Below are 24379 nucleotides of genomic sequence, written 5' to 3' on the forward strand. Positions count from 1 at the left end.
GGAGGCGATCGTGGATCCGGATCTATTGCTCGTGCCAGCGGAAGGTGAGCGACGCGACCAGCGCGAAGAGGCCGGTCCAGCCTGCCATCTCGGCCAGGCTGCGCAGATGCTGGCCGAAGTCGTCGCCCTGGATGAAGACATGGCGCAACACGTCCACCAGCAGTGCTGGCGGCAGGTGAGCCATCACCGCGCTGACCGCCGGGGGCATCGCATTCATGGGCATGGTCAGGTCGCACAGGAAGAGCAGCGCGATATAGACCAGGCCCGTGGTGAAGGTCGCGGCGGAGAGCGTCGCGAGGCGCGCACCCATGGCAGTGCCCAACGCGAGCAGCATGATCCCGCCGAAGAACATGACCACGCCGCCTCGAAGTACCTGGCCCGCGCCGAGCGACAGCGGAACATCGAAGAAAAAGTGCGCCCCCGCGACCAGCCCGCAGGAGGCCAGCATCAGCAGCAGCAAGCGCGACAGCAGCATGCCCAGCAAGAAGGTGAACGCATTCACCGGCATGCACGCGAGCATCTTGAAGCCGCTGCGCTCCCGGCGATACGCCAGCGAGTTGCAGATGGAGTTCATGCCGGCGGCAAGCATCGCCATCACCATCGTCCCTGTCAGGACGTAATGCACGAAGGACAGCGCCGGCAGCGCGCCGCGCGGATCGTCTCTGACTTCGATCAGCGGCGGATCGTCACGGACATCGCCCTCGAACTTGAGCGTCAGCGCGCGCATGACACGAACGACCAACTGCGCGGGCAATCCATCCTGTGCAAAGGTGACGTCGACCGGAACCGGCCGTCGATTCTCGACATACCGGCCGAAGCCTTCCGGAATGGTCACGCGAGACGCACGATCCGCCACCGGCGCTTCATCCTCTGCCATGCGCAGTTCGGCCGGTATCGATTCGCCACCGGAGAACGTGCGCCGCATCTCGCCGATGTATCGCCGGGAGAGCGTCGTGTCGTCCAGATCGACGATCTCGACGATCTGCTGCGGGAGATTTCCCTCGCGACCGAATGCGAACAACATCATGAACATGAAAAAGAACGGGAACAGGAAGATCCAGAACAAGGCGGAAGAATCTCTCGTCAGGATCTTCAGTTCGTGCACGATCAATCGGGGCAGCGTCCAGCTCATTCCGATGCCTTCGCGCAATAGCGCAACAGGTCGGCCAGGTGGCTGCGACCGACTTCGACGGCCAATGCGTCGGGATGGCTCATGAGGGCGTTCGCCAGATCCGCCAACGGCGTGGACGATGCCAGGCTCAGGGTCTGCTGCTCAATGACGGGCGGGCGCTCGACGTCAAAGTTGCATTGCACGTGCATTGAGAGCTGCCGCGCGCTTTGCGCGTCCTTGCATTGCACCGTCAACTTGAATGCGCCGACCAGATCGCGGCGCAGCGACTCGGTGGGTTGGTGACGCACGATGCCCTCGCGGCTCAACCAGGTGGTGTGCGAGGCAAGTGCGAGTTCTTCGACCGTGTGACAACACATCACGAGCGTGGTGTCCGGCATTTCGCTCAGCAGCTCGCGAAGCCGATGCGCGAACTGCGGATCCAGACCCGTGAATGGCTCGTCGAGAAAGAGGATGCGCGGCCCGTGCGCCAGGGCGAGGAATAGCTCGACGCGCTGCGTTTCGCCCCGCGAGAGAAACTCGTACAGCCGCCGGGACAAAGCCGGAATCCCCAGTGCATCCATCACACGCTCGGATGTCTTGGGATAGAGGTTTCGGTGCAGGGTGACGATTTCGCTCACGCGCGGTCGGCCGGGAAAGAACGCCCGCTGCAGCTGGACGCCCAGCTGTCGGCGCAGCAAGGGGCGGCGTTTCCACTGCTGGAGTGCAACGCCGAGCATGTCGCCCTCCGCCACGGCCGTCGCGCGAAGGCCGAGGATCGCTTCCATCAGGCTGGTCTTGCCCGCGCCGTTGCGGCCGATGATCGCGACCTTTTCGCCAGCCTGAACCCGCCAGTCGTCCACCTGCAGGTCGCGTTGCGGCAAGGGTACGGCGAGGCGGCGCACATGCAGATCCGAGGACAAGGTTGCGGTGCTCACACGCCCCCTCCGCTGTGCAAGTCTGCGCACAGCCTGCGCAGTTGCGGCCGGTCGATCTTTCCGTTGACCGAGCGCGGCAGCTCAGACAAAAGCACGAGCTGCGGCACCATGTAGGAAGGCAGGATTTTTCGGCACTGCGCTTCGAGGCTGCTCTTCAGATGCTCCAGCCCGCCGCTGTCGGCGGATGCGACGACAGCCGCATAGATCGCATCGCCCAAGTTGCCTGCGGGTACTCCCAACACGGCCACTTCGCGAACCTCTGGCAAGGCGATGATGAGGCTCTCTATTTCCGTCGGGCTTATGCGGTAGCCGCTCGACTTGATCATTTCGTCTCGCCGACCGACGAAGTAGAGGAATCCTTCGGCGTCACGTGTGACGATGTCACCCGACCAGACCGCGTATTCCGGAGTCAAGCCACTGCACAGGCGGCTGGGGACCGGACGAAAACGCTCGGCCGTCTGCGCCGGCGCGTTCCAGTAGCCCAGCGTGACCAGCGCCCCGCGATGCACCAGTTCGCCAGGTTCCCCGACTGCGCAAATTTCTCCCTCGGGATCCACCACGAGGATTTCAGCGCCCGGGATAGCCTTGCCGATGGAGCCGGCGCGGCGATCGACTTCCGAGGGGTCGAGATATGTTGACCTGAAGGCCTCCGTCAGCCCATACATGAGGAAGGGCCGCGCAGCAGGAAAGATCGCCCTCAACTGCGCCAGGAGGCTTGCGTTCATGTGCCCGCCCGTGTTGGCGAACAGACGAACGCAACGGGTATCGACCTGGTCCCAGTGGGCCTGCGTCAATAAGGACCAGAGCGGCGGTACTGCCGTGATCATCGTCACGCCCTGGCTGGCAACGAGCCGTGCAACGGCGGGTGCAAGCATCGGTGAGTGAAGCACAACGCGCGCGCCTGCAGCCAGCCCAGTGGTGAGTTGGCTCAAGCCAGCGTCGAAGCTGATCGGCAGCAGCGCCAGAACGACGTCGTCTTCCTTGGTGCCCAGATAGCTGTTGACCGCGCTGCATCCGGCGATCAAATTGCCGTGCGAAACCACGACGCCCTTCGGCTGGCCCGTCGAACCCGAGGTGTAGAGCAGCGCCGCTGGGTCCGTGGCGATGCTGGGATGCAGAGTCGCCTTTCCGTGCACGATCTTGGGCAGCGAGCCTGGCTGGTCGCAAAGGACCACGCGAATTTCGAGATCGTCGATGCTTCCGCCCAATTCTTCGTGGCGCGCGGTGGTGGTGAAAAGCAACTCGGCCATGCAGTCGACCAGCACGTGTCGCAGTTGCTGCTGCTTCAGTTTGGGATTGAGCGGCACGACGATGCCGCCCGCGTGCATGGCGGCCAGGATGAGCGCGCAGGCGTCGATCGACTTGTCCATGAACACAGCGACGCGGCCCTTGTCGCGCAACCCGAGCGCAATCATTGCGTGCGCGAAGTCCTCGACCCGCTGAGCCAGCGCGGCATAGCTGATTTCACTGCGCTCATCGACGAGGGCAATCTTTTCCGGCCGGCGCGCCGCGGAATCGAGCAGTTGGGCGACGACCGTCTCCATCAGTAGATCCCCCTCAGGGTGGCGCCGGAGAGCACGTGTGCGCACAGGCATGCGCGAGCCTCGATGAATTCGCTCATGACAGGAGAGTGGGCTAAAGGAAGTGAGTGATGCTGAGAAGAAGCGCCCGCCGGACCGGATCGGTGCCATACAGGCTGTCCGCGCTGCCGCCCGTGGCGACCCACATGCCACGCAGCCGGGTGGCCGGCGTCAGCCTGTACTCCAAGGCGGTCTGGAAGACCCATGACTGGTCGTCAAGGCTCCGGTTGACGAAGGCGCTGAAATACAGGTCGCGAAATCCGAGCTGGTCCCACTGCGCGCGCAGAAAGACGCTGCGCTGCGAAAGAGGCTCCTGCATGGCCTGCGCGTAGTTCCTGACATACCAGGCAAGCGCAGCACCGTCTTTGCTGGAAGAACCCATGGCGAGCCAGCGCTGCCACTCGGCCGAATCGAGCCCCGCCTCGTGATAGTTGAATTGACCGCTGAAGCTCAGCCCGGAGCTGCCGGCCCACGTGGCGCCGATTGCCGCATCGTTCTGCCAGGAGTCGCCCGGCCGCACCTGAGCCGAACTCAATGCCCGCGCCGGCAAATCGCCAAGGGCTGCCCCGCTGCGCAACGCCTGCCGCATGAGCGAAGCGCCACGCCCGCCGGAATACTCGAGGAACATCGTGGTGTTCCGACCGAGGTTCTGCGTAAGGTTGCTTCCCAGACGCCATCCTCGCGAATCACGGAAGGCCAGCACTTCGGGGCTCCAGAACGAAGGCGCATCGAACGCTGCCTTGAAGAGCACGCGCTGTTCGCTGTTGGTGTCGGCCAAGCGCAGCCGCTCGGTGGGCGGCTTGAAGGCCAACGCTTCGGGGCGGGTCAGCTTCGGCGCTACCGCCACGCTGATTGCGCTGTGCGAATCGATCCGCTGGGCGGACAGCATGACTGCCCCGAGGCGATTGTTTCGCTGCACCTCGGGGTCGCGGGTGCTGTTGTCGACGGCAGAGCGGGACTTGAAGTAGTCGGTCGGGTTGTAGCCGACCGCGGCACCATTGCGGACATTGATGCGTCCCACTTCGAACAGGTCACGATCGTCGGCTCGCCATTGCACTGCGGCTTCGCGCGGGTCGAGATGCTCGTCACGCGAAACGGCTCCGTCGTGCGTGCGCGAAAGCCCGGCGCGCGCGCTCGCACGAGCGCTCAGCGAGGGCCCCAATTGCCACTCGCCCCTGGCATCGACGATGCCGCGCGCGATGTTGCGGGTGAGCGCAGTCGAGGCGATGGGCACCCTGGGCGTTCGCCTGTCGACCGTCTCCGCGTTCAGCTCTACAAAGGCCGCCCCGATGCGAGGCGGCATCGGCAATGGTCCGTCGTCATCGAGCAGCACGGCAGACGGAATCCGATCGGCATCATCGGCCACATGCTGCGCAGCAAGGCTGACGTGAGGCGCGAGCGCACACACGCACGCACTCATAGCGAGCAACTTCACGGTCGAGCGCCTCCGCCGTTGTCGCGCAACTTGGGCAGGTATCCGCGGTTGAACCAGTTGTCCGGAATCTCCCGGGCGGCGTAGCCGCTGAGCACGAGCTTGGTGACCACGCTCTTGTCCACTTCGTCCAGGATGACGACTTCGCCCGGCCGCAATTCCCCGAGCTGCCGGCTGAACTTGCGATAGAACGCCAGCTTGAGCGCCCGGCCACTGTCGACGAAGAACCGCGCCTTCACTGGCTGATAGCTATCTCGCTCGATCCAGTACTCGATGCGCATGTAGACCGCCGCCGGCGTTGCGGCGTCGAGTTCGATGCGCCAGGTCTTGCGCTCGGCGTTGTCGGCGTCCCTGACGGTCTCTTCGCCCACCATGCGCGGCGTGTAGTCGAGCCCGAAATTCACGCTCATCACGTCGCCGTTGGCCGCTTGCCCGACGAGGCGCTGCTGCGGCGAGATTCGTATGCTGGCGGAAGAGGCAGGGTCGTAGAACCAGTAGGCCTCGTCTTCCATGAGGATGGCCTTTCCGTGGTCCGCAGCGGGTTCTACATAGCGCGCCAGGTTGCGAAAGCGGCCGGTTCGGGTGTCCGGCTTCGAGTGAAGCACCAGGGTTGCCGAGTCGCGCGCCCGGCCGTTGCGGTATTCGGTCAGCCTCATCTGCGCCCGAAAGGATTGCTGTGGATTGCGAATCTGGTCGGCGCGCGCAACGGCACGCCGAGCGAGATTCGCGTCCTGCGCAATGGCACCGAGAGGAGAGATCGCAATCGACGATGCCGGAACCACCTTCAGTAGCAGGCGACGGCTAAACATGGCGGAGTGCATCGACGATCGGCATGCGTGATGCGCGGTGCGCTGGGAGCCATGCCGCCACTGCGGCAACGAAGATCAGCAACAACCAGGTGGCGCCGATCATGACGGGGCTGCCAAACAGGTAGAGCTTGAAGGGCAGGACGCCCGAGGTGGTCGGTGGGCTCCAGACGAGGCCACTTCGATTGACCACGAAGACGATGAAGGCAGCGAGCACAACGCCAACAGTGACGCCGAGCAGCCCTTGCAGCGCGCCTTCGACAATGAACAGGTTCCTCAAGCTGCTGCGCTGCACGCCCAATGCGCGCGCCGTCCCTATTTCACTGAAGCGCTCCATCACGCTCATGCTCATGGTGTTCATGATGGTGAAGAGGACGATGGCTCCGATGACCAGCGCAACGAAACCAAACAGGAAGGAAAAGAACGCCTGGGTCTGCGCGTAAAGGGAGTTGAGTTCGACGAAGTCGCGGACTTCGAGATCCAGTCCGCGCTCTGTGAAAAGCCGCTCCAGCGCCGCCCGGGCCGCAGGAACATCTTCGGTGCGCTGAAGCTGAATATTGATGGCGGTTGCTCGCCGCTCGCCGCGGCCATAGACCAGCCGCTGGGCGTTGCCCAGTTGCATGACGATCAGGTTGTCGTTGAGCTCCTTCACGCCGTGGGCATCGACCCGCTCCACAGCACCCGACACCACGTTGGGCGCGCCGTCCGCAGTCGCAGCCAGGAGCTCGATGCGTGGCACATCGTCCGCGGGAGCGCCGTCGGTGTCCGCATGCTCGCGCTGGCTCAGCAGAACGAGTTCTTGCGCCTCGACATCGCTCTCGATCTCGCCCCCGCCCTTGCTCCCGACAGCCGGCACCGCAGCTTGCGTGCGCACCTTGGGGTGGCGCGGGCAATCGCCTGAGCCTTCCCCGGCGCACAAATGCAGGATGCGGGCCATGCCCTTTCCCACCGCGACACCGTCTTCGCGAGCCAGCGGTGAATGGGTCTTCGGGCCAATGCCTTCGAGCCCATGCTGGTTCCAGCCCTGCATGCGAAGCCGGTCCTCCGGTACCACGCCCTGACCGAAAAAGGTCTTGGAGACGCCCGCCGAGTAGTTTCCCGCCACGCCGGCAATCATCTGCGCCGGCGTCGCGACCCGAAGCAGCGGTCGCATGTCCGGGTCGCTGCGGATGTCGTCCATCAGCGCGGCGTAGTCCTTGATGCCATAGGCGGCAGGATTGCCTGCGCCGTACAGGAAGTAGCCGCTCTGGAAAACGGCAACGTGTCCGCTGCGCCGCACCGTCGCGGTCTGAAATTCCAGCACGATGTAGTTCATGAGCGCGCCGAGCAGCAACAGTGCCGCCGCACCCAGGGCAATGGTCATCGAGGTGATGCCCGTACGGCGCCGATTGCGCCGCACGTTCCGCCACGCGAGGGACAGGTTCAGCATGCGGCCACACCCCCCGATTGCGGGGGGGCCTCATTGCAGGTCACTCGACCATCATTGGCATAGAGCACCTGGTCCGCATGGTCCAGCAGCATCGGGTCATGCGTGGAAAAGATGAAGCTGGTGTCGAACTGTCTCTGCATGTGGCGCATCAGTTCGACGATCGCGAGGCCATTTGACGAATCCAGGTTGGCCGTCGGCTCGTCGGCCAGAACCAGCGCCGGTCGCTTGACCAGCGCACGAGCGATCGCGACTCGCTGGCGCTGCCCTCCGCTCAACTGGTTCGGACGGTGCCCGCGATGCGCTGTCAGCCCTACGGCGTCGAGGAGTTCGCCGGTGCGTGCGCGCCGCTGCGATTTGGGCATGCCGGTCTGCAGCAACGCGTACTCGATGTTTTCCTGGGCAGTCAGCACCGGCATGAGGTTGAAGGACTGGAAGATGAAGCCGATGCGCTCGGCCCGGAAGCGCGTGAGTTCGCGGTCCGGAAGGCGATTGACGTCTTGTCCTTCGATCACGATACGGCCGTGCGTGGGCCGATCGAGAGTTCCGATCAGGTTCAGCAAGGTGGACTTGCCGCTGCCCGACGGGCCGACGATCATGCAGAAGCTGGATGCCGGGAAGCGCAGGTTCACGTCTTTCACCGCGCGCAGTTCGATGTCGCCTTCCCGGTACGTCTTGCTGACGCCATGCAGTTCAAGCATCTGTCCGTCGCCCCCGTCAGACCGTCGCTGCGGAAGCAACGGCGATCACCGCGTTGTGTCCACCAAAGGCAAAGGAGTTGCTCAGCGCGCAGTCGCCGCGGCCCAGCGGTTGCGCTTCGTTGGGCACGCAGTTCAAGTTGCACTCGGGGTCCGCCTCGAGGTAGTTCAACGTCGGCGGAGCAAAACGCTCCTGCAGGCCCACGAGCGTTGCGAGCAACTCGATCGCTCCGGCCGCACCCAGCGTGTGGCCGTGCATCGACTTGGTGGACGACACCTGCAAGCGATCGACGGTTGCGCCGAGTGACAGCCGCAGCGCGCGCGTTTCGGCGACGTCGTTGGCGGCGGTGGCCGTTCCGTGAGCGTTGATGTAGACGAGATCATCGGCACCCATCTGCGCATCGCGGAGGCAATTCCGGACCGCGTCGGCTTGGCCATCGATCGACGGGCTCAGGATGTGGTGTGCATCGGAGGTGAGTGCGCAGCCGCGAACCTCGCCGAAGATGGGCGCGCCGCGGAGACGCGCATGTGCAAGCGACTCCATGACCAGCATGGCCGCGCCTTCGCCCAAGACCAGCCCGCGACGCTCCCTGGAAAAAGGCCGGCAGGTGTCAGGCGCCAGGACGCGCAGCGACTCCCAGCCCTTGAGATTGCCATCGACAAGGCTGGCCTCGCTGCCGCCGACGATCGCAACGTCTACCGCGCGGGATCGAATCAGCTGCAGCCCCAGGCCGATCGCGTACGCAGAGGACGCACAGGCGGTAGACACGACGAACGCCGGACCGGTCACGCCGAATTCCATGCTGATGTGGCAGGCCGGCGAATTGGCCATGATCTTCGGCACGGTGAATGGCGGAAGCCGCCGGCGTCCCTCGACCAAACTCAGCCGGTATGACTCGTCGATGCTGCAGATATTGCCGGAAGCTGCACCCACGATCACAGCCGCACGCGCGCCCAGCCCGGCAGAAATATCCAGACCGCTTTCAGCCAAAGCCTCTCTCGCAGTCAATAAGGCGAATTGCGCCGATCTGTCCAGAAACGCCAATTCCCCCGCGCCGAATTCCATCGAAGGTTCGAACCCGGTGACCGGTGCCACCGCTTTGACCGGCAGGTCCGCGACCGTGACGATGCCTTGGGCGCCGGCGCGCAGCGAACGGGAGAACTCAGGCACGCCCCGGCCGATGGCGGAGACCACGCCCCGCCCCGTAACGACCACCCGACTCATGCAGCAACGGCGGGATTGGACTGCTTGGCTTGCACGAGCCCGACCACCTGGTCCATCAACTGCCCCACCGATTCGAAAGCCGCGGCAGAGCGACCTTGTCGACCTTGTTCATTGGCGTTGAACGGGATCGAAATGTCGTACTCGTCCTCGATCGCGAAAATCAGTTCGACCAGACCGAGCGAGTCAATTCCTGTGTCGGCGAGCAACAATTCGGGGCGGAATTGTGCGACGTCGAGCTTGGTCGTACGCACAAAGAGCTCCACAACTCGCTGTTCAATTGATTCACGACTTGTGTCGGTCATTGTCTTTTTAATTTCCTGAGATTCGAAGCGGGCAATATGAAATGGGTGCAGCACTGCCGAAGGGATCGCATTGGACCATAGTGTTCTATCTATTTAGGCAGTCGAAATACTATTCAGACACTTCCGGATATTAAAAAGGAATGTTCCTGAGGTAGGAGATAAATTCCCGTTCGGATTAGGGAATCAGACAATTCGCATGGACTGCGCATTCAAAATGCGCCTGGGGTGCGATACCGCCGCGACACCCTCCGCCCCCGAACAACGCTATGCTTTCGGCGACAAAACGGGTTCCGCACATGAATGAAATCTCGGCGGCGATGGACCGCGACTTCGGCGTGATTGCCGACCTCATACGCCTGCACGCTCGGCAAGCTCACGACAGGCCTGCCCTGATCGATGCGAGCCGCGAAGTCAGCTACGGCGAACTCGACGCTCTGATGGACCGCATTGCCGCCAGCCTGCAGCGCGACGGTTTGCGTGCGGGCGATGCGATCGCGATCTGCGCCGCGTCGAGCGTCAACTACGCGGCCGTGTTCCTGGGTGCCTTGCGCGCAGGTGTCGCGGTTGCTCCGCTGGCACCAGGCTCCCCCTCCGCCAGCCTCGCGCGAATGATCGAAGACGCAGGCGCCCGCATCCTGTTCGTGGACGAGGCCGCAGCCCAGGTGCTAGGGCCTGCGGGCTCCGGCGCCGTTGCGCGAATCGCACTCGACGCCTCCGACGCGGGCGATGATTTCGAAGGATGGGTCGCCCCCGATGGCGCGCGGCCAACCGCTGTGGAACTGCAACCTTCATCGCCTTTCAACATCATCTATTCGTCGGGCACCACCGGGGAGCCCAAGGGGATCGTGCAGGGCCACGGCATGCGATGGGCGCACGTCAGGCGCGGCGCCAAGTACGAATACGGCCCCGACACCGTCACCGTGCTTTCGACGCCGCTCTATTCGAACACCACACTCGTCGTGTTTTTTCCGACCATTGCATTCGGCGGCTGCGTCGTGTTGATGCCCAAGTTCGATGCTGGCGGCTACCTGAAGCTGGCAGAGCATCACCGCGCCACTCACACGATGCTGGTGCCGGTTCAATACCAGCGTCTGATGGCGCATCCCAGATTCGGCGCGCACGATCTTTCGAATTTCCGCTTCAAGTTCAGCACCAGCGCGCCATTCAACGCAGCCTTGAAGGCCGACGTGCTCGCTCGCTGGCCGGGTGGGCTCATCGAGTTCTATGGCATGACCGAAGGCGGCGGCACCTGCATCCTTGAAGCGCATCTCCATCCGGACAAGCTGCACACGGTCGGCCGCCCCGCCGAAGGCAGCGACATCCGGCTGATCGACGAGGCCGGCAACGAGGTCGCCCCCGGCGAGGCTGGGGAAGTCGTGGGCCATTCGGCAGGGATGATGGTCGGCTACCACCGGCAGCCCGGCAAGACACGCGAAGCCGAGTGGTTCGATCGTTCCGGCAAGCGCTTCATCCGCACTGGCGACGTCGGCCGCTTCGATGGCGACGGTTTCCTCACGCTGTTCGACCGCAAGAAGGACATGATCATCAGCGGCGGCTTCAACATCTATCCGAGTGACCTCGAAGCGGTGCTGCGCGGCCATTCGGCGGTGGCCGATGTCGCGGTGATCGGCGTGCCATCCGAGCAATGGGGCGAGACGCCAATCGCTTTCGTCGTGCGGCGCGAGGGTGATGAAACGGCCGCCGAAGCGCTCCTGCAGTGGGCCAACGCACAAGTGGGAAAGACCCAGCGGCTCGCAAGCCTGCAGTTCATCGACGAACTTCCGCGCAGCGCGATCGGCAAGGTGCTCAAGCGCGAACTGCGTGAACTCCACGCCCGCTGACATCGCGCCGGCAGAGCCCGAACACGGCGGCGGCAATGGGCTGCTGTGGGTACTGCTGGTGGCGGCGTTCGTCTTCGCCGTGGTGCGCCCACGCGCGCCGATGGACTATGTGCGGCTCGTGGACTGGCAGACGGTTGGAGCGCTCGCTGGCTTGCTCGCGATCACCCAGGGCGTGGAGCGAAGCGGCATGCTGCAGGCGGCCGCGGCGCGGCTCTTGTCCCGCACGACCGAGTTGCGCAACCTGGTCTTTCTGCTCGCCGCGAGCGCCGCGGTGCTGTCGGCACTGGTGACCAACGACGTGAGCCTGTTTCTGCTCGTGCCACTCACGCGCGTGCTGGCAACGCAGGCGCACCTGCCATTGGCCAGGCTGGTGGTCATCGAAGCAATGGCGGTGAATGCGGGCTCCGCACTGACGCCGATCGGCAATCCGCAGAATCTCTTCCTCTGGCATCGGTCTGGCGAAAGCTTCATCGGATTCATGAGCATGATGGCGCCGACTGTGGCGGTGATGCTCTTCTGGCTGTTCGCGGCGATCCGGTTCCTGGTGCCTCGCGCTCCGATCATGCTGAAGCCCTCCGGCGAAACTGCGCCGCTCCAGCCGCGACTGCTTGTCCTGTCGGGCGTGCTCTTCATCGGTTTTGTCATCGCGCTCGACCGGCACTGGTTGCTTGCAGGCCTGACGGGGGTCTTCGGGGCTTTCCTGCTATTGCGCCCGCGGGTGTTGCTCGGCGTGGACTGGGCCTTGCTCGCGATCATCGCGCTGATGTTCGTCGATCTGCGCCAAATGGCCGAACTGCCTGCTATCGCGGCGCTGCTGGGTCGCTTGCCGATCGGCGAGGGATGGCGCGCGTATCTCGCGGCCATCTTCACGTCGCAGGTCATCAGCAATGTGCCGGCCACCATTCTGCTAGACGGTTTCGTGAAAGACCTGCCTGCGCTCGCGGCCGGCGTGAGCGTCGGTGGATTCGGCTGCGTGCTGGGATCATTGGCCAACCTGATCGCATTGCGACTCGCGAAGGTGCCGAACGGATTGCGCGAATTCCATCGCATCAGCATTCCGTTCCTGCTGGTCTGCGGCACGACGGCGCTGCTCCTTCGACTCGCGTGACATCGACGGCAATGCACCCGCTTAAGCTCGGCGGCATGTCTTCCACGCTGAACGCTCTCGCCGCCATTGCACTCTGGGCCACGCTGGCATCGCTGGGCACTTCGCTGTCTCATCTGCCTCCTTTTCTGCTGACGGGGCTGGCGCTCATGATCGGCAGTGCCCTGAGTTGGCCGCTCGTCTTGCGCAATCGCCGCGCATGGGCCGTGCCGCCACGCACATTGGCGCTCGGCGTCTACGGCCTGTTTGGTTTTCACTTCCTGTTGTTCATCGCGCTGCGGCACGCGCCTCCGGTAGAAGCAAACCTCGTCAACTATCTCTGGCCTTTGTTCATGGTGGTGCTGGCGCCGGTGCTTCTGCGGGGCGTGTCGCTGCGGCCACTGCACGTGATTGCGGCACTGCTGGGCTTTGCGGGCGCGGCCATCGCAATCCTCGGCGCGCGCAGCGGGACTTCAGCCGATGCAGCTAGCAGCTATTGGGGCTTCCTGCCGGCGCTTGGCTCTGCGTTCATCTGGGCCAGCTATTCGCTGTGGACGCGGCGCGTGCCCGCCTTTCCCACGAGCGCCATCGGTCTCTTCGGGCTCGTCTCGGGCGCGCTTTCGCTGGCGTGCCACGCACTGCTGGAGCCGTCCGTCGCGCTCTCGCCGCGCGACTGGCTGCTCGTGGTCTTGTGCGGCCTCGGCCCGCTGGGCGCAGCGTTTTTCTTCTGGGACGTGGCGCTCAAGCGCGGCGACGCACGACAGATCGGCATCCTGAGCTACATCACGCCGTTGACATCGACCGCATTGCTGCTGGTCGTGACGCAACGCCCGCTGAGCTGGACCATCGCGCTCGCCGCGGTTCTCATCATCTCGGCCGCAGTGATGGGGACGCGAGCGCGAGGCTGATCAGTCGGCGACCTTGAGCACCAGCTTGCCGAAGTTCTCGCCCGTGAAGAGCTTCGTCAGCGCTTCCGGGAAAGTCTCGATCCCTTCGACGACGTCTTCGCGGCTCTTCATGCGGCCATCCTTGAGATAGCCCGACATCTCGGCGATCGCCACGTGATATCGGTCTGCGTAGTCGAACACGACCATGCCCTGCATGCGAGCACGGTTCACCAGCAGGCTGAGGTAGTTCTTCGGCCCCTGAACGGGCGTGGTGTTGTTGTATTGACTGATGGCGCCGCAGATGATGATGCGGGCACCGCGTGCGAGCTTGGCCAACGCCGCATCGAGGATCTCGCCGCCGACGTTGTCGAAATAGATGTCGACGCCCTTCGGGCAATGCGTCTTCAGGCCCTCGCGCAAGGCGGCCGGCCCGGCCTTGTAGTCGATGCATGCATCGAAGCCGAGCTCCTTCACCACCCACTTACACTTGGCCTGGCCACCCGCAATGCCCACTGCGCAGCAGCCCTTGATTTTCGCGAGCTGCCCGACAGTCTGGCCGACAGCACCGGTGGCGCCGGAGACGAGCACCGTCTCGCCCGGCTTGGGTTCGCCGATGTCCATCAGGCCGAAATAGCCGGTCATGCCGGGCATGCCCAGCACGTTGAGCCATTGAGTGATCGAACCGGCGTTCAAGTCGATCTTCGTGAGCCCATTGCGCTTGATTTCCTCTTGGGGGATCAGCGCGTATTCCTGCACTCCGAGCGTGCCGTAGACGACATCGCCGATCGCGAACGCCGGATTGCGCGAAGCGGCGACACGCCCCACCCCGCCGGCGCGCATGACCGCGCCGATCTCGACCGGCGGGATGTAGCTCTTGCCCTCGTTCATCCACCCGCGCATGGCCGGATCGAGCGAGAGAGACAGCGTCTTGACGAGAACGCCACCTTCGGCCGGTTCGCCTGCAGGCTCGTTGGTGAACTGCCAGTTGTCGCGCGTTGCCATGCCGTCAGGGCGCTTGGCGAGTCGGACTTGGCGATTAGTAGGGGGATTGCTCATGCTCGTGTCTCCTGGAGGGCTTGCTGGGGCAAGCGCATCGTAGTGCCGCTCCGCCGGCGCGTTGTTAGCGAAGGCGACAGCGATCATCGGCCGTCGATGGTCGAACCTCGACGCCGGGCCCTGCAGCTTCAGCTGAGAAGCACCGTGACGGACAGCCCCGGTTCCGCATTCTTCACGGTGAGCTTGCCGCCATGCGCCTCGGCCACCAGACGGCACAGGTACATGCCCAGCCCCACGCCGCCGGTCGCCCGCTGGCGCGCGCTGTCGGTTCGATAGAAGGGCTCGACCAACCGCTGCAATTGCGCCGCATCGACGCCCGGGCCGAAATCGCGCACCTCCAGTTCCACGCCTGGGCCAGACCTGCGCAGCCTCACGCGAGGAGGCGCGGCACCCTCCGCGCCGTGGCGCAGCGCGTTGTCCAGCAGGTTTCGCACGAGCAGACGAACGCGCGCCTTGTCGAGCGAAAGCAACGGCAGATCCGGCTGGGTTTCCACGGCAACCTGCTCTCCGCCGGGAAGCTCGCCAGCCACCTCACGTACCAGGGCCGGGAAATCGACCTGCTCGCGATGGAGCGCGGCGTGCGGACTGGCAAGCCGCTCGCTTTCGAGCAGGTCGCTGATGAGGTCGCGCATTTCGGCCAGATCGCGCAACAGCGCTGCTCGTTCGGCAGCGCCTTCGGGCGTGGCGGGCAGTAGTTCGGCATTGAGACGCGCCCGCGTCAGCGGCGAACGCAGCTCATGGCTGAGTGCGAGCAGCAGGGCGCGCTTGGCATCAAGCATCCCCTGGATGTCGTGGGCCATGGTGTTGATGCGAAGGGCAAGGTCACCCAGTTCGTCTCGGCGACGCACCGGGATCGGCTCTTCGAAGGCCCCTTGCCCGAAGCGCTCGGCGCCCGCCCGGATATCGTCCAGCGGCCGCAGCAGTCGCCGAACGTACGCATACGCCACAGCGATGAGCGCCAGCAACAGCCCGAGCGTGATCCACCCGATACCCTGCGGCTCACGCTCCCACGGCAGCGTTGCAATCCCGAAACTGATGCGATGACCATCAGCAGTCGTGCGGCTGAGCCAGTCGCCTCGTGGACCGAAGCCATGCTGATGGCGCTCCGGATGCGAATCCCAATTCACCACCGGCCCCTCGATGCGGATCGAGATCGGCAATCGGGCAACCAGCGCCTCGGCGCGCGCCACGTCGGGCGGCGTGCCGAGTTCGGCCACGATGCGGTCCATGTAGTCGGCCACCAGTGGCCGGGCGGCATCGCGCCACCCGCCCGAAAAGGCCCGCTGCATGCCGCCGAGGAACACCGCCGCCATCGCCAGCGCAAGCAGCACGAAGACGATGATCAGCCGCACACGCAACGAGTGGCCCCAGCGATGGCGCCAGCCCTGGCGTGCTCGCCGCGTCCTCATGGCCCGCTCTTGCCGACAGCGAGCGCATAGCCCGCATTGCGCAGCGTCTTGATGCAGTCGAGTGGCTCGAGCTTCTTGCGCAACCGGCTCACGACGATGTCGACGGCCCGGGTGTAGAGCTCGGCTTCATGGCCGCGCAGACGGTTGAGGATTTCATCCCGGCTCCAGACTTTGCCCGGCTGGTCGGCCAGCAGGGCCAGAAGTTCGAATTCGGTCCCGGTCAGGTCCACGCGCTCGCCCTGTCGCAGCACTTCCCGCCTGTCGAGGTCGATCGACAGGCCCTCGAACTCGCGGCGCTGGGATGAGGCAGCAGGCGCCGCTGCCCTTTGCCGGCGCAGGATCGTCTGCACACGTGCCACCAATTCGCGCGGCTCGAATGGCTTCGGCAAATAGTCATCGGCGCCGAGTTCGAGACCGACCACGCGGTCCATGACGTCGCCGCGGGCTGTCAGCATCACGATCGGAATGTCGCTTTCCTTGCGGATTTCGCGGCACAGGGCAAAGCCGTCCATCTCGGGCAGCATCACGTCCAGGATGGCGGCATCGTAGGTTGCTCCACGCAGCTTCGCCAACCCTTCGCTTGGCCGCGTGGTGCTCTCCAGCACGTAGTCGAAGCGCGCGAAGTAGCTGGCGAGCGGCGCGCCCAGGTGCTCGTCATCGTCGATCAGCAGGATGCGGGGCATTCGGGCATTGTGCATACGCGCGAAAAGTAGGCTGTTCGCCAGGCCTGCGGGCATGGTCAGCGGGCGTTCATCCCCTCCTCCAGCGCCGGCCTCTGTCCATGAATTCGCGCACCTTCTGTTGCTGGGCAGGATTCAGGTTGTCGAAGAAGTCGGCCGCCGCCGCGATCACTTCAGGGCTGCCAGCCTGCACGGCAGCCGTCTTGTCGGCCACCAGCTTTCTCGCGCGCTCCTGGTCGAGCTTTGCGCCGGCGAACAATGCGCGGAATTCCGAGCGAGGATCACCGCCGCCACGCAATGCTGCGCGTTGGGCTTGTATCTTTTCGCTCAGCACCTGCAGTTTCTGCTTCTGCGTTGCGTCGAGTTCGAGCTTGCTGCTGACGCGCTCGACCATTCGCGCCCTGAATTCAGCCCGGTCTTGCTCGGAGCCGCCACCCCAGCCGGGGCGGTGGCCGCAACCTGCCAAGCTGCCTGCGAGCAGTGCAGCACCGGCAATACCGAAGAGCGAACGTTTGAACCAGCGTTTCATGAGAGTCTTCCTTGGATGTGATCGGATGTCGATCAGGAGACTCGATGGTGCTTTGGCATCGCCGTGAAGTCCTTTCGCGGCGGTTTCGGCATGTTTCGTTTTATTGCGGTGCGCCCGCGATCGGCCCCAGCGCGGCGGCGGGTTCCTCGGACTCGATCACAGCCTGCGCCCAGGGCTCCAGCTTTCTGGTGTCGGCGCGCAGCACTTCCTGCTTGACTGCCAGGATCTGCGAAGGATGCATCGAAAAGCTGCGCAGACCCAAGCCAAGCAGCAAGCGGGTGAACATGACGTCGCCCGCCATTTCGCCGCACACACTGACGCTCTTGCCCTGGCGCCGGCACTCGGCAATCGTGTCGGCCACCAAGCGCAGCACGGCCGGATGCGCGGGGTCGTAGAGATGCGCCACCGATTCGTCCGCCCGGTCTATGGCGAGCGTGTACTGGATGAGGTCGTTGGTGCCGATCGACAGGAAATCGAAGTACTTCAGGAAGGTCTTCAGCGTGAGCGCGGCGGCCGGGATTTCGATCATGGCGCCGAGCTTTACGTTGCCATGCACCATCCCGCGGTTGTCCAGTTCAGCCCGCGCGAAATCGATGAGCGACAGGGTCTGGCGGATTTCGCTCACGTGCGCCAGCATGGGGATCAGCAGGTGAATCTCACCATGCGCCGCAGCGCGCAGGATGGCGCGCAACTGGGTCAGGAACATCGCCGGATCGGCCAGGCTCCAGCGGATCGCGCGCAGACCCAAGGCAGGATTCAGGTGGGAGTCCTCTCGGAGGGCTTTGCCGTCCAGCGGCTTGTCCGCGCCGACGTCAATCGTCCTGATGGTCACGGGCATGCCCTGCATGCCCTCGAGCGCATTCCGGTACGCCCGGTATTGCTCTTCCTCGTCGGGCAGGCGCGTCATCCGCTGCGCTTCGCGGCCCATGAAAAGGAATTCGCTCCGGAACAGCCCCACACCGACAGCGCCGGCCCGGACCGCGCCTACCGTGTCTTCGGGCATTTCGATGTTGGCGAGCAACTCGACGCGCTGGCCGTCGAGCGTCACGGCGGGCTTGTGCCGCAGCCGGGACAGACGTCCGCGTTCGAGGTCGCCTTGCCGCTGCTTGAAGCCGTACTCGGCCAGGATGATCGGCGAAGGATCGACGATCACCACGCCAGCATCGCCATCGATGATGACCCAATCGTCCTGCCGCACCAGTTGGCTCGCACTGCGTGCGCCCACCACGGCGGGGATGTTCATGCTGCGGGCAACGATCGCCGTGTGCGAGGTGCGTCCGCCGACGTCGGTCACGAAGCCTGCGAACACGCTCTTCTTGAACTGCAGCATGTCCGCCGGCGAAAGGTCATGCGCAATCAGCACCAGCGGCACGTCGATACCGTCGCCGGCGGTCGGGTCCGGATGCTCATCGTCATCGGATGAGCGCTTGCGCCGCGGCGGTGTGGGTGCGAGCACCGCCGCCGTCCCTTTCATGCGATGCAACAGTCGCTCGACGACCTGCTCCAGATCGGCCTTGCGTTCGCGGAGGTACTCGTCCTCCATCTCGTCGAACTGGCGCGCGACGACTTCGAGTTGCGTGGTGAGCGCCCATTCGGCGTTGTACAGGCGCTCCACGATCCAGTGCTTGACGCCGCCGGTGAGTACCTCGTCCTGCAACAGCATCTGGTGCACATCAAGAAGCGCGGAGAGTTCGTGCGGCGCGTCATTGGGACCCATCAATGCGACGCTGGCCTGAAGCTTGTGTAGCTCCTCCGCCACTGCGTTTCGAGCGACACGCACCCGGTCGATCTCGGCATCGATTTCCTCGGGCTTGATGAAATAGTGGGCGACGTCGATTCGGCTCGAAACGACGAGCACGGCGCGGCCGATGGCAATGCCACGGGCAACCGGGAGACCGTGGATCGCGAATGTCACTGTCTACTCCCCCAAGTGCGCCATCTATTCACCTCCCCTATTCACCTTCCCCGAACTTGTCGTTCATGAGGGCCACGATCGCGTTCAGCGCCTCTTCCTCGCGTTCGCCGATCGTCTCCACTTCCACCGTGACGCCAATGCCTGCCGCGAGCATCATCACGCCCATGATGCTCTTTGCGTTCACCCGGCGGTCGCCGCGTGCAAGCCAGACCTCGCAGGGATAGCTCCCGGCAAGCTTGGTGAGTTTGGCCGATGCCCGCGCGTGCAGGCCCAGCTTATTGCTGATGGTCACGGATGTCTTGGTCACTATGCTTTCTTCTTGCCTGATTCTGGGGAGCGGTCACGGCCACCTGCATCACGCCCGCAGTTCCGCCGGTGAGTGCGCGCTGCACGAGAGTATCAAGGGGTTCATTTCGATAGCTCACGGCGCGCAGCAACATCGGCAGGTTGACGCCGGCGACGAGCCGGGATCGGGCGCCGTCGACGAGCTTCTGAGCCACATTGCATGGTGTTGCACCAAAAACGTCGGCCAGCACGAGCACTTGCGAACGCGGAGTGCGCTGGAGCTGGGCAAGCGTGATGCGCGCGGCGGCGAGGGTTTCGTCGGGTGATACGTTGGGCAAGACGTCGAGCGCCGCCACGGCGTGCTCGGAATCGGGAAACACATGCAGCGCGCACTGCCGTAACGCCTGCGCAAGCGGCGAGTGGGCAATGATGAAAATGCTGTTCATGGATTTCGGCGGGCAGTCTGGCAATTATGAGGGGCCATCCGTCCAGGTGTAGAAACAAGGCAAGGCGGCAGTCGGCTCACGGAACGCGGATTCCTTCAAAAAACGTCGCCAGCGCTTCTGGGGATGACGGGGAACCCAGGACGGTCGCCTGATAGATCGCCATTCCATCCGGCCGCTGCTGCGCGAACCAGATGACGTGCGCACCTTCTCCCTTGCTTTCCCCCGGCGTGCCCTGGGTGTCGCCCTGGGTATCGAGCCGCGCCGGGGCGGGTGAAGCAGCGGCGCGCAGCACGGAGGCGGGGGCTTCGACGATCTGGGCATTCGAGAGCTGGGTCCGGGTGGCAGCCCGCCATGCCCGAATCCAGCTTTCCGCCTGTTCGGCGCTGCCGGCTGAAGCGTGCGCAATGGCGAAGGTTGCGCCTCCAGTCTTGCAGCCGGCCATGTCGACGGAAACCATGTCGGTCCCGAGCGGCAGCTGGCGCGTGGCTCGATCCGGCTTGCAAGGCAGCAGGACGACCACGTCGGCGTCTCCCACAGGAACCTCTCGCCAGTTGAAGGTGGGGCTGCACGCGGCAAGCACGATTGCGGTCACGACCAAGGTCGCGCGACCGAAGCGCAGAAAGGACAGGATCGGCATGGAACATCGATTATCGAACGCCCCTTCGACCGTTCCGGGCGGCCGGCACGACTCTGCGTTGCGATCTAAAATTCGCGGACTCCTCTGTCCTTCCATGAAAAAAGTCATCTACGCCGCCGCAACCGCGCTCGCCCTGGCCGTCGGGGTTGGCGTTTACCTGAACACGGGGGTTTCCGCTGCGCCGGCATCGACCTTCGTGCTTCTCGACGGAACGCGAAAGAGCACCGAGGACCTAAAGGGCAAGGTCACGCTCGTCAATTTCTGGGCAACGAGCTGCGTCACCTGCGTGGGAGAGATGCCGAAGGTCATCGCGACCTATGACAAGTACAAGAACCAGGGCTACGACACCCTCGCCGTGGCAATGAGCTACGACCCGCCAGCATACGTCGTCAATTACGCCGAGACACGCAAGCTGCCGTTCAAGGTGGCTATCGACAATACAGGTGCGGTTGCCAAGGCATGGGGTGACGTCCAGCTGACGCCAACCACCTACGTGGTCAACAAGCGCGGTGAGATCGTGAAGCGCTATGTCGGCGAGCCCGACTTCGCCGAACTGCACAAGTTGATCGAAAAGCTGCTCGCCGAAGCGTAGATGGGGCCGCCGCCGTGCTAGGCGCGAGTCGGCTGGTCCGGATCACCTGCTCCTGAAGGTGTCGTGGCAAGCCTTGCAGGTTTCGCCAAGCGACCCCATTGCGGTCTTCAGTGAGTCGACGTTCCCGGCTTTGGCGGCGACAAGGAGGTTGTCGGTTCCGGCCATCAGCCGATCGCTCAGATCCTTGAACTTGGCCTGCTCCTTCCAAATCTCCGGCTTTGCCTTTCCGCCCTCCGTGCCAGGACCGAAGGCAGGCCACGGAAGCCTCGATATCTGCGCGACCACCTCCGCGTTGGCAACGGCGGCGGTCGCATCGTACGGCACGCGGCCGCTGGCCATGGCGCCCAGGCGGCCCACGTGCTGGCTCTGGATAAACATTGCACTCTGGCGGTACTTGATCGCATCTTCGGGTTTGGCGAACTGGGCGCTAGTCGAAACAGAAAAGGCCGCGCAAACGGCGGCCAGGGCAAGGCTGACGAGAGATTTCATCGTGGATCCTTTTTTTGCTCGCGCATCGCGGAGTACGGCGCCGTGGCAGTTTAGAGACTCGGCGCCATCGGGGACTAGTGACAACCCGCAAGTCACCTTTGCGCCGAAGTTTGCTAATCTGCGCTTCCCGCATCTTGCGTCAAGCCATCGATGACTGCCCCTTTCGAGCCCACGACGCGCCGCGCGAAGCCGGGTGATCCTGGCGCCATAGCGACCCGTGTCTGGGATTTGCCGACGCGGGTTTTTCACTGGCTGTTGGCACTGACCGTGATCGGCCTGATCGCGACCGGCCTTTCGGGGGTCATGGAATGGCATTTCCGCCTCGGCTACGCCGCGCTGTCGCTCCTGCTTTTTCGGCTGTTTTGGGGATTTGTCGGCGGGCGGTGGTCGCGCTTCTCCGCTTTCATCTACGCGCCGCGGTCCGTCGTCTCGTATCTGCGGGGCCGCGCGCACCCGGACCAGCTCATCGGTCACTCGCCTTTGGGCGCGCTATCGGTGTTCGCCGTTCTTGGGCTGCTTCTGGTGCAAGTCGGGACGGGGCTGGTTGCCGATGACGAGATCTCCGCGTCGGGGCCGCTGACAAGCTTCGTTCCCGGTTCGCTGGTGAGTGCCGCGACAAAGTGGCACGCGGCGCCAGGCAAGTGGCTCGTCATCACGCTTGTAAGTCTGCACGTGCTCGCCGTTCTGTTTTACGTGATTGTCAAGGGTCGCATGCTGATACGGCCCATGATCTCCGGTGACAAGCCACTCACCGACGGCACCGGCGCGTCAAGCCGCGATGACGCCGCATCAAGGCTTCTGGCGATTGTCGTGTTCGCGGCCTGCGCCGGCTTCGCAGGCTGGATCTCATCATTGCGCGTATGAGCAACTCAATGTCACGTCCCCTGCCCCTGGCAGGCACACCGGAAATCGTGCTTTTGACACCCGATGAGCCGGACGAGATTGAAGCGACGCGGGCGATCTTTCGAGACTATGCGGCTTCACTTGAGATCGATCTCGGTTTTCAGAATTTTGATGATGAACTCGCCGGATTGCCGGGGGACTATGCTGAACCTCGGGGCGCTTTGTTTTTGGCATTGGTCGACACCGACGACACGGCGGTACCCGTGAAGGGGCGGCCATTGCGACGGTCCGATGGAGGTTTCGCGCACGTTGCCGGCTGTTGCGCGCTGCGTCCGTTGGATTCGGCGGACTACTCCAACGCGGCAGAGATGAAGCGCCTGTACGTGCGGCCGGAGTTTCGGGGAGTGGGAGTCGGACGGCAGCTCGCGGAAGCCATCCTCGATGCCGCGCGCGGCGCGGGCTATGCTTGCGTACTGCTGGATACGCTCGACGATATGGAATCCGCGAGGGCACTCTACGAAGAGCTTGGGTTCGCCGAAGTGCCCCCCTATTATCACAACCCGATTGCAGGGTCGCACTATCTCAAGGCGGATCTGTAGCTCAAGCGAGCGTCGGCCACGGGTTGCTACGCAACGCTGCGGGCTTGTGCCAACAGCGTGTCAGCATCACTGACCTCGAACTTGCCCGGATCTTCGACGTTGAGTGTCGCGACCTTGCCGTCTTTCACCAGCATCGAATAGCGATTGCTGCGGACACCCATTCCGCGCGAGGTCAGATCCAGCGTCAGGCCGGTTGCATTCGCAAAAGCGCCGCTGCCGTCCGCCAGCATGCGAACCTTGCTTCCCGTCTTCTGATCACGGGCCCAAGCGCCCATGACGAAGGCATCGTTGACACTCACGCACCAGATTTCGTCCACGCCGGCAGCCTTGAAATCTTCAAAATGCTGGACATACCCCGGAACATGCTTCGCTGAGCACGTGGGTGTAAAAGCCCCAGGCAGAGCGAAGACGGCTATAGTCTTTCCAGCGGCAGCCTTGGTGACGTCTACAGGATTGGGCCCGATGCTGCAGCCCTCACCTTCGACCTCAGAATATTCCTGAAGCGTTGCAGCAGGCAGCGTGTCACCGACATTGATCATTTGAAGTACTCCTGAAAAAGAAAAGCGGCCCACATTGTGGGCCGCTTTTGCTCGGACTGCTTCGGCTGCGATCAGACCAGAACGGCCTTTTCGATCAAACGGGTCACAACCCAGTTCTTCGACTTCGAAATTGGCCGGCTCTCAGTGATCTCAATGGTGTCACCCAGCTTGTATTCGCCCTTTTCGTCATGGGCGTGGTACTTGCTGGTCTTCGCCACGATCTTGCCGTAAAGCTCGTGTTTCACGCGACGCTCAACGAGCACGGTCACGGTCTTTTCACGCTTGTCGCTGACCACCTTGCCAATCAAGGTGCGCTTGAGGGATTTTTTAGCTTCCGTCATGTTCACTCCTTACTTGGCGGCTTGGGCTTCTTGCTGCTTTTGAGCAAGAATGGTCTTGGCGCGCGCAATGTCGCGGCGCGTCACGCGCAGTGTCGACGTATTCGACAGCTGTTGCGTGGCTTTCTGCATGCGCAGGCCGAAATGGGCCTTCTGCAGGTCTTTGATTTCGGCCTGCAGGCCCGCAACGTCCTTGTTGCGCAGCTCGGTGGCCTTTGAAGTCTTGGCCGGGGCCGCGACTTCCTTCTTTTTACGTGTTGCCATGGTGTTCTCCTCGATCAGGCGCCGAGCTGGCGTGCGACGAAGGTCGTACGCAACGGCAGCTTGGCAGCGGCCAGACGGAATGCTTCGCGAGCCAGTTCTTCGGGAACGCCGACGATCTCATAGATCACCTTGCCGGGCTGGATTTCGGCGACGTAGTACTCGGGGTTGCCTTTACCGTTACCCATCCGCACTTCTGCGGGCTTGTGAGAGATCGGCTTGTCCGGGAACACACGAATCCAGATGCGGCCGCCGCGCTTGACGTGACGCGAGATCGCGCGACGTGCGGCTTCGATCTGACGGGCCGTAAGGCGGCCGCGGTCGATCGACTTTAGGCCGAAATCACCGAACGACACCGCATTACCGCGGGTCGCGATGCCGGTGTTGCGGCCCTTTTGTTCCTTTCGGAACTTTCTGCGTGCAGGTTGCAGCAT

Annotated in this window: 28 protein-coding genes; 6 read left to right on the forward strand and 22 right to left on the reverse strand. The window is 63.8% G+C overall.

The features are described from left to right. Positions 1-22: 22 nt before the first annotated feature. The 9 genes from AC1DEK_RS10940 to AC1DEK_RS10980 form a co-directional block, all read right to left on the reverse strand. Positions 23-1132, reverse strand: coding sequence for an ABC transporter permease (locus AC1DEK_RS10940; RefSeq protein WP_478125236.1), 1110 nt, complete (start codon positions 1130-1132; stop codon positions 23-25). Continuing rightward, complete coding sequence (locus tag AC1DEK_RS10945) at positions 1129-2046, reverse strand: ATP-binding cassette domain-containing protein (protein ID WP_478125237.1); 918 nt, start codon at positions 2044-2046, stop codon at positions 1129-1131. Before AC1DEK_RS10945 ends, AC1DEK_RS10940 begins: the two co-directional genes overlap by 4 nt. Continuing rightward, positions 2043-3590, reverse strand: a complete 1548-nt coding sequence (locus AC1DEK_RS10950; protein ID WP_478125238.1) for an acyl-CoA ligase (AMP-forming), exosortase A system-associated — start codon at positions 3588-3590, stop codon at positions 2043-2045. Before AC1DEK_RS10950 ends, AC1DEK_RS10945 begins: the two co-directional genes overlap by 4 nt. 91 nt (positions 3591-3681) lie before the next feature. Next, a complete protein-coding gene (locus tag AC1DEK_RS10955) occupies positions 3682-5061 on the reverse strand; it encodes a hypothetical protein (RefSeq protein WP_478125239.1) in 1380 nt (459 codons plus the stop codon). After that, positions 5058-5867 (reverse strand): outer membrane lipoprotein-sorting protein, encoded by an 810-nt coding sequence (locus AC1DEK_RS10960; protein ID WP_478125240.1) that lies wholly within the window; start codon positions 5865-5867, stop codon positions 5058-5060. Before AC1DEK_RS10960 ends, AC1DEK_RS10955 begins: the two co-directional genes overlap by 4 nt. Further along, entirely contained in the window at positions 5860-7293 is a 1434-nt protein-coding gene (locus tag AC1DEK_RS10965; RefSeq protein ID WP_478125241.1) for an ABC transporter permease, read from the reverse strand. Before AC1DEK_RS10965 ends, AC1DEK_RS10960 begins: the two co-directional genes overlap by 8 nt. After that, positions 7287-7991, reverse strand: a complete 705-nt coding sequence (locus tag AC1DEK_RS10970) for an ABC transporter ATP-binding protein (protein ID WP_478125242.1) — start codon at positions 7989-7991, stop codon at positions 7287-7289. The genes AC1DEK_RS10965 and AC1DEK_RS10970 overlap by 7 nt, the downstream gene beginning before the upstream one ends. A gap of 16 nt (positions 7992-8007) precedes the next feature. Next, positions 8008-9213: a beta-ketoacyl-[acyl-carrier-protein] synthase family protein gene (locus tag AC1DEK_RS10975; protein ID WP_478125243.1), complete on the reverse strand. Its 1206-nt coding sequence runs from the start codon at positions 9211-9213 to the stop codon at positions 8008-8010. Further along, a complete protein-coding gene (locus tag AC1DEK_RS10980; protein ID WP_478125244.1) occupies positions 9210-9569 on the reverse strand; it encodes an acyl carrier protein in 360 nt (119 codons plus the stop codon). The genes AC1DEK_RS10975 and AC1DEK_RS10980 overlap by 4 nt, the downstream gene beginning before the upstream one ends. Before the next feature lie 263 nt (positions 9570-9832). On the opposite strand from AC1DEK_RS10980, the gene AC1DEK_RS10985 reads away from it, so the two are divergent. Genes AC1DEK_RS10985 through AC1DEK_RS10995 form a run of 3 tightly spaced genes read left to right on the forward strand, consistent with a single transcriptional unit; the run spans position 9833 to position 13348 of the window. Continuing rightward, entirely contained in the window at positions 9833-11356 is a 1524-nt protein-coding gene (locus AC1DEK_RS10985) for a class I adenylate-forming enzyme family protein (protein WP_478125294.1), read from the forward strand. Continuing rightward, positions 11337-12464, forward strand: a complete 1128-nt coding sequence (locus AC1DEK_RS10990; protein WP_478125245.1) for an SLC13 family permease — start codon at positions 11337-11339, stop codon at positions 12462-12464. The genes AC1DEK_RS10985 and AC1DEK_RS10990 overlap by 20 nt, the downstream gene beginning before the upstream one ends. A gap of 35 nt (positions 12465-12499) precedes the next feature. Beyond that, positions 12500-13348 (forward strand): DMT family transporter, encoded by an 849-nt coding sequence (locus tag AC1DEK_RS10995; RefSeq protein WP_478125246.1) that lies wholly within the window; start codon positions 12500-12502, stop codon positions 13346-13348. On the opposite strand, the gene AC1DEK_RS11000 is transcribed toward AC1DEK_RS10995, so the two are convergent. The 8 genes from AC1DEK_RS11000 to AC1DEK_RS11035 all read right to left on the reverse strand — a co-directional run bounded on the left by AC1DEK_RS11000 (position 13349) and on the right by AC1DEK_RS11035 (position 20284). Then, the gene (locus AC1DEK_RS11000) at positions 13349-14383 is read right to left on the reverse strand and encodes an NADP-dependent oxidoreductase (protein ID WP_478125247.1); all 1035 of its coding nucleotides are present in this window, start codon (positions 14381-14383) and stop codon (positions 13349-13351) included. Between the two features lie 128 nt (positions 14384-14511). Then, a complete protein-coding gene (locus AC1DEK_RS11005; RefSeq protein WP_478125248.1) occupies positions 14512-15792 on the reverse strand; it encodes a HAMP domain-containing sensor histidine kinase in 1281 nt (426 codons plus the stop codon). Continuing rightward, positions 15789-16475 carry a response regulator transcription factor gene (locus AC1DEK_RS11010; RefSeq protein ID WP_478125249.1) on the reverse strand — a complete coding sequence of 229 codons (687 nt, stop codon included), beginning with the start codon at positions 16473-16475 and terminating at the stop codon, positions 15789-15791. The genes AC1DEK_RS11005 and AC1DEK_RS11010 overlap by 4 nt, the downstream gene beginning before the upstream one ends. Before the next feature lie 67 nt (positions 16476-16542). After that, positions 16543-17001: a Spy/CpxP family protein refolding chaperone gene (locus tag AC1DEK_RS11015; RefSeq protein WP_478125250.1), complete on the reverse strand. Its 459-nt coding sequence runs from the start codon at positions 16999-17001 to the stop codon at positions 16543-16545. Positions 17002-17101: 100 nt separating this feature from the next. Continuing rightward, positions 17102-18916 carry a phosphoenolpyruvate--protein phosphotransferase gene (ptsP, locus tag AC1DEK_RS11020; RefSeq protein ID WP_478125251.1) on the reverse strand — a complete coding sequence of 605 codons (1815 nt, stop codon included), beginning with the start codon at positions 18914-18916 and terminating at the stop codon, positions 17102-17104. A 37-nt stretch (positions 18917-18953) separates the two neighbouring features. Beyond that, complete coding sequence (locus tag AC1DEK_RS11025) at positions 18954-19223, reverse strand: HPr family phosphocarrier protein (protein ID WP_478125252.1); 270 nt, start codon at positions 19221-19223, stop codon at positions 18954-18956. Then, a complete protein-coding gene (locus AC1DEK_RS11030) occupies positions 19192-19647 on the reverse strand; it encodes a PTS sugar transporter subunit IIA (protein ID WP_478125253.1) in 456 nt (151 codons plus the stop codon). Before AC1DEK_RS11030 ends, AC1DEK_RS11025 begins: the two co-directional genes overlap by 32 nt. A gap of 76 nt (positions 19648-19723) precedes the next feature. Continuing rightward, a complete protein-coding gene (locus AC1DEK_RS11035; RefSeq protein WP_478125254.1) occupies positions 19724-20284 on the reverse strand; it encodes a hypothetical protein in 561 nt (186 codons plus the stop codon). Positions 20285-20378: 94 nt separating this feature from the next. On the opposite strand from AC1DEK_RS11035, the gene AC1DEK_RS11040 reads away from it, so the two are divergent. Beyond that, positions 20379-20876 carry a TlpA disulfide reductase family protein gene (locus AC1DEK_RS11040; protein WP_478125255.1) on the forward strand — a complete coding sequence of 166 codons (498 nt, stop codon included), beginning with the start codon at positions 20379-20381 and terminating at the stop codon, positions 20874-20876. Between the two features lie 42 nt (positions 20877-20918). On the opposite strand, the gene AC1DEK_RS11045 is transcribed toward AC1DEK_RS11040, so the two are convergent. Then, complete coding sequence (locus AC1DEK_RS11045) at positions 20919-21365, reverse strand: c-type cytochrome (protein WP_478125256.1); 447 nt, start codon at positions 21363-21365, stop codon at positions 20919-20921. Positions 21366-21515: 150 nt separating this feature from the next. Between AC1DEK_RS11045 and AC1DEK_RS11050 the strand changes: the two genes are divergently transcribed. Together AC1DEK_RS11050 and AC1DEK_RS11055 are read left to right on the forward strand one after the other, a co-directional pair. After that, complete coding sequence (locus AC1DEK_RS11050; RefSeq protein WP_478125257.1) at positions 21516-22229, forward strand: cytochrome b/b6 domain-containing protein; 714 nt, start codon at positions 21516-21518, stop codon at positions 22227-22229. Continuing rightward, on the forward strand, positions 22226-22807 hold the full coding sequence (locus AC1DEK_RS11055; RefSeq protein ID WP_478125258.1) for a GNAT family N-acetyltransferase: 582 nt from the start codon (positions 22226-22228) through the stop codon (positions 22805-22807). The genes AC1DEK_RS11050 and AC1DEK_RS11055 overlap by 4 nt, the downstream gene beginning before the upstream one ends. A 26-nt stretch (positions 22808-22833) precedes the next feature. On the opposite strand, the gene AC1DEK_RS11060 is transcribed toward AC1DEK_RS11055, so the two are convergent. The 4 genes from AC1DEK_RS11060 to rplP form a co-directional block, all read right to left on the reverse strand. Continuing rightward, a complete protein-coding gene (locus AC1DEK_RS11060; RefSeq protein WP_478125259.1) occupies positions 22834-23346 on the reverse strand; it encodes a redoxin family protein in 513 nt (170 codons plus the stop codon). A 71-nt stretch (positions 23347-23417) separates the two neighbouring features. After that, the gene (gene rpsQ, locus AC1DEK_RS11065) at positions 23418-23687 is read right to left on the reverse strand and encodes a 30S ribosomal protein S17 (protein WP_478125260.1); all 270 of its coding nucleotides are present in this window, start codon (positions 23685-23687) and stop codon (positions 23418-23420) included. A 9-nt stretch (positions 23688-23696) separates the two neighbouring features. Further along, complete coding sequence (rpmC, locus tag AC1DEK_RS11070; protein WP_478125261.1) at positions 23697-23948, reverse strand: 50S ribosomal protein L29; 252 nt, start codon at positions 23946-23948, stop codon at positions 23697-23699. Positions 23949-23962: 14 nt separating this feature from the next. Beyond that, entirely contained in the window at positions 23963-24379 is a 417-nt protein-coding gene (rplP, locus tag AC1DEK_RS11075) for a 50S ribosomal protein L16 (RefSeq protein ID WP_028250943.1), read from the reverse strand.

Source organism: Variovorax sp. 10N420, from assembly GCF_056394705.1.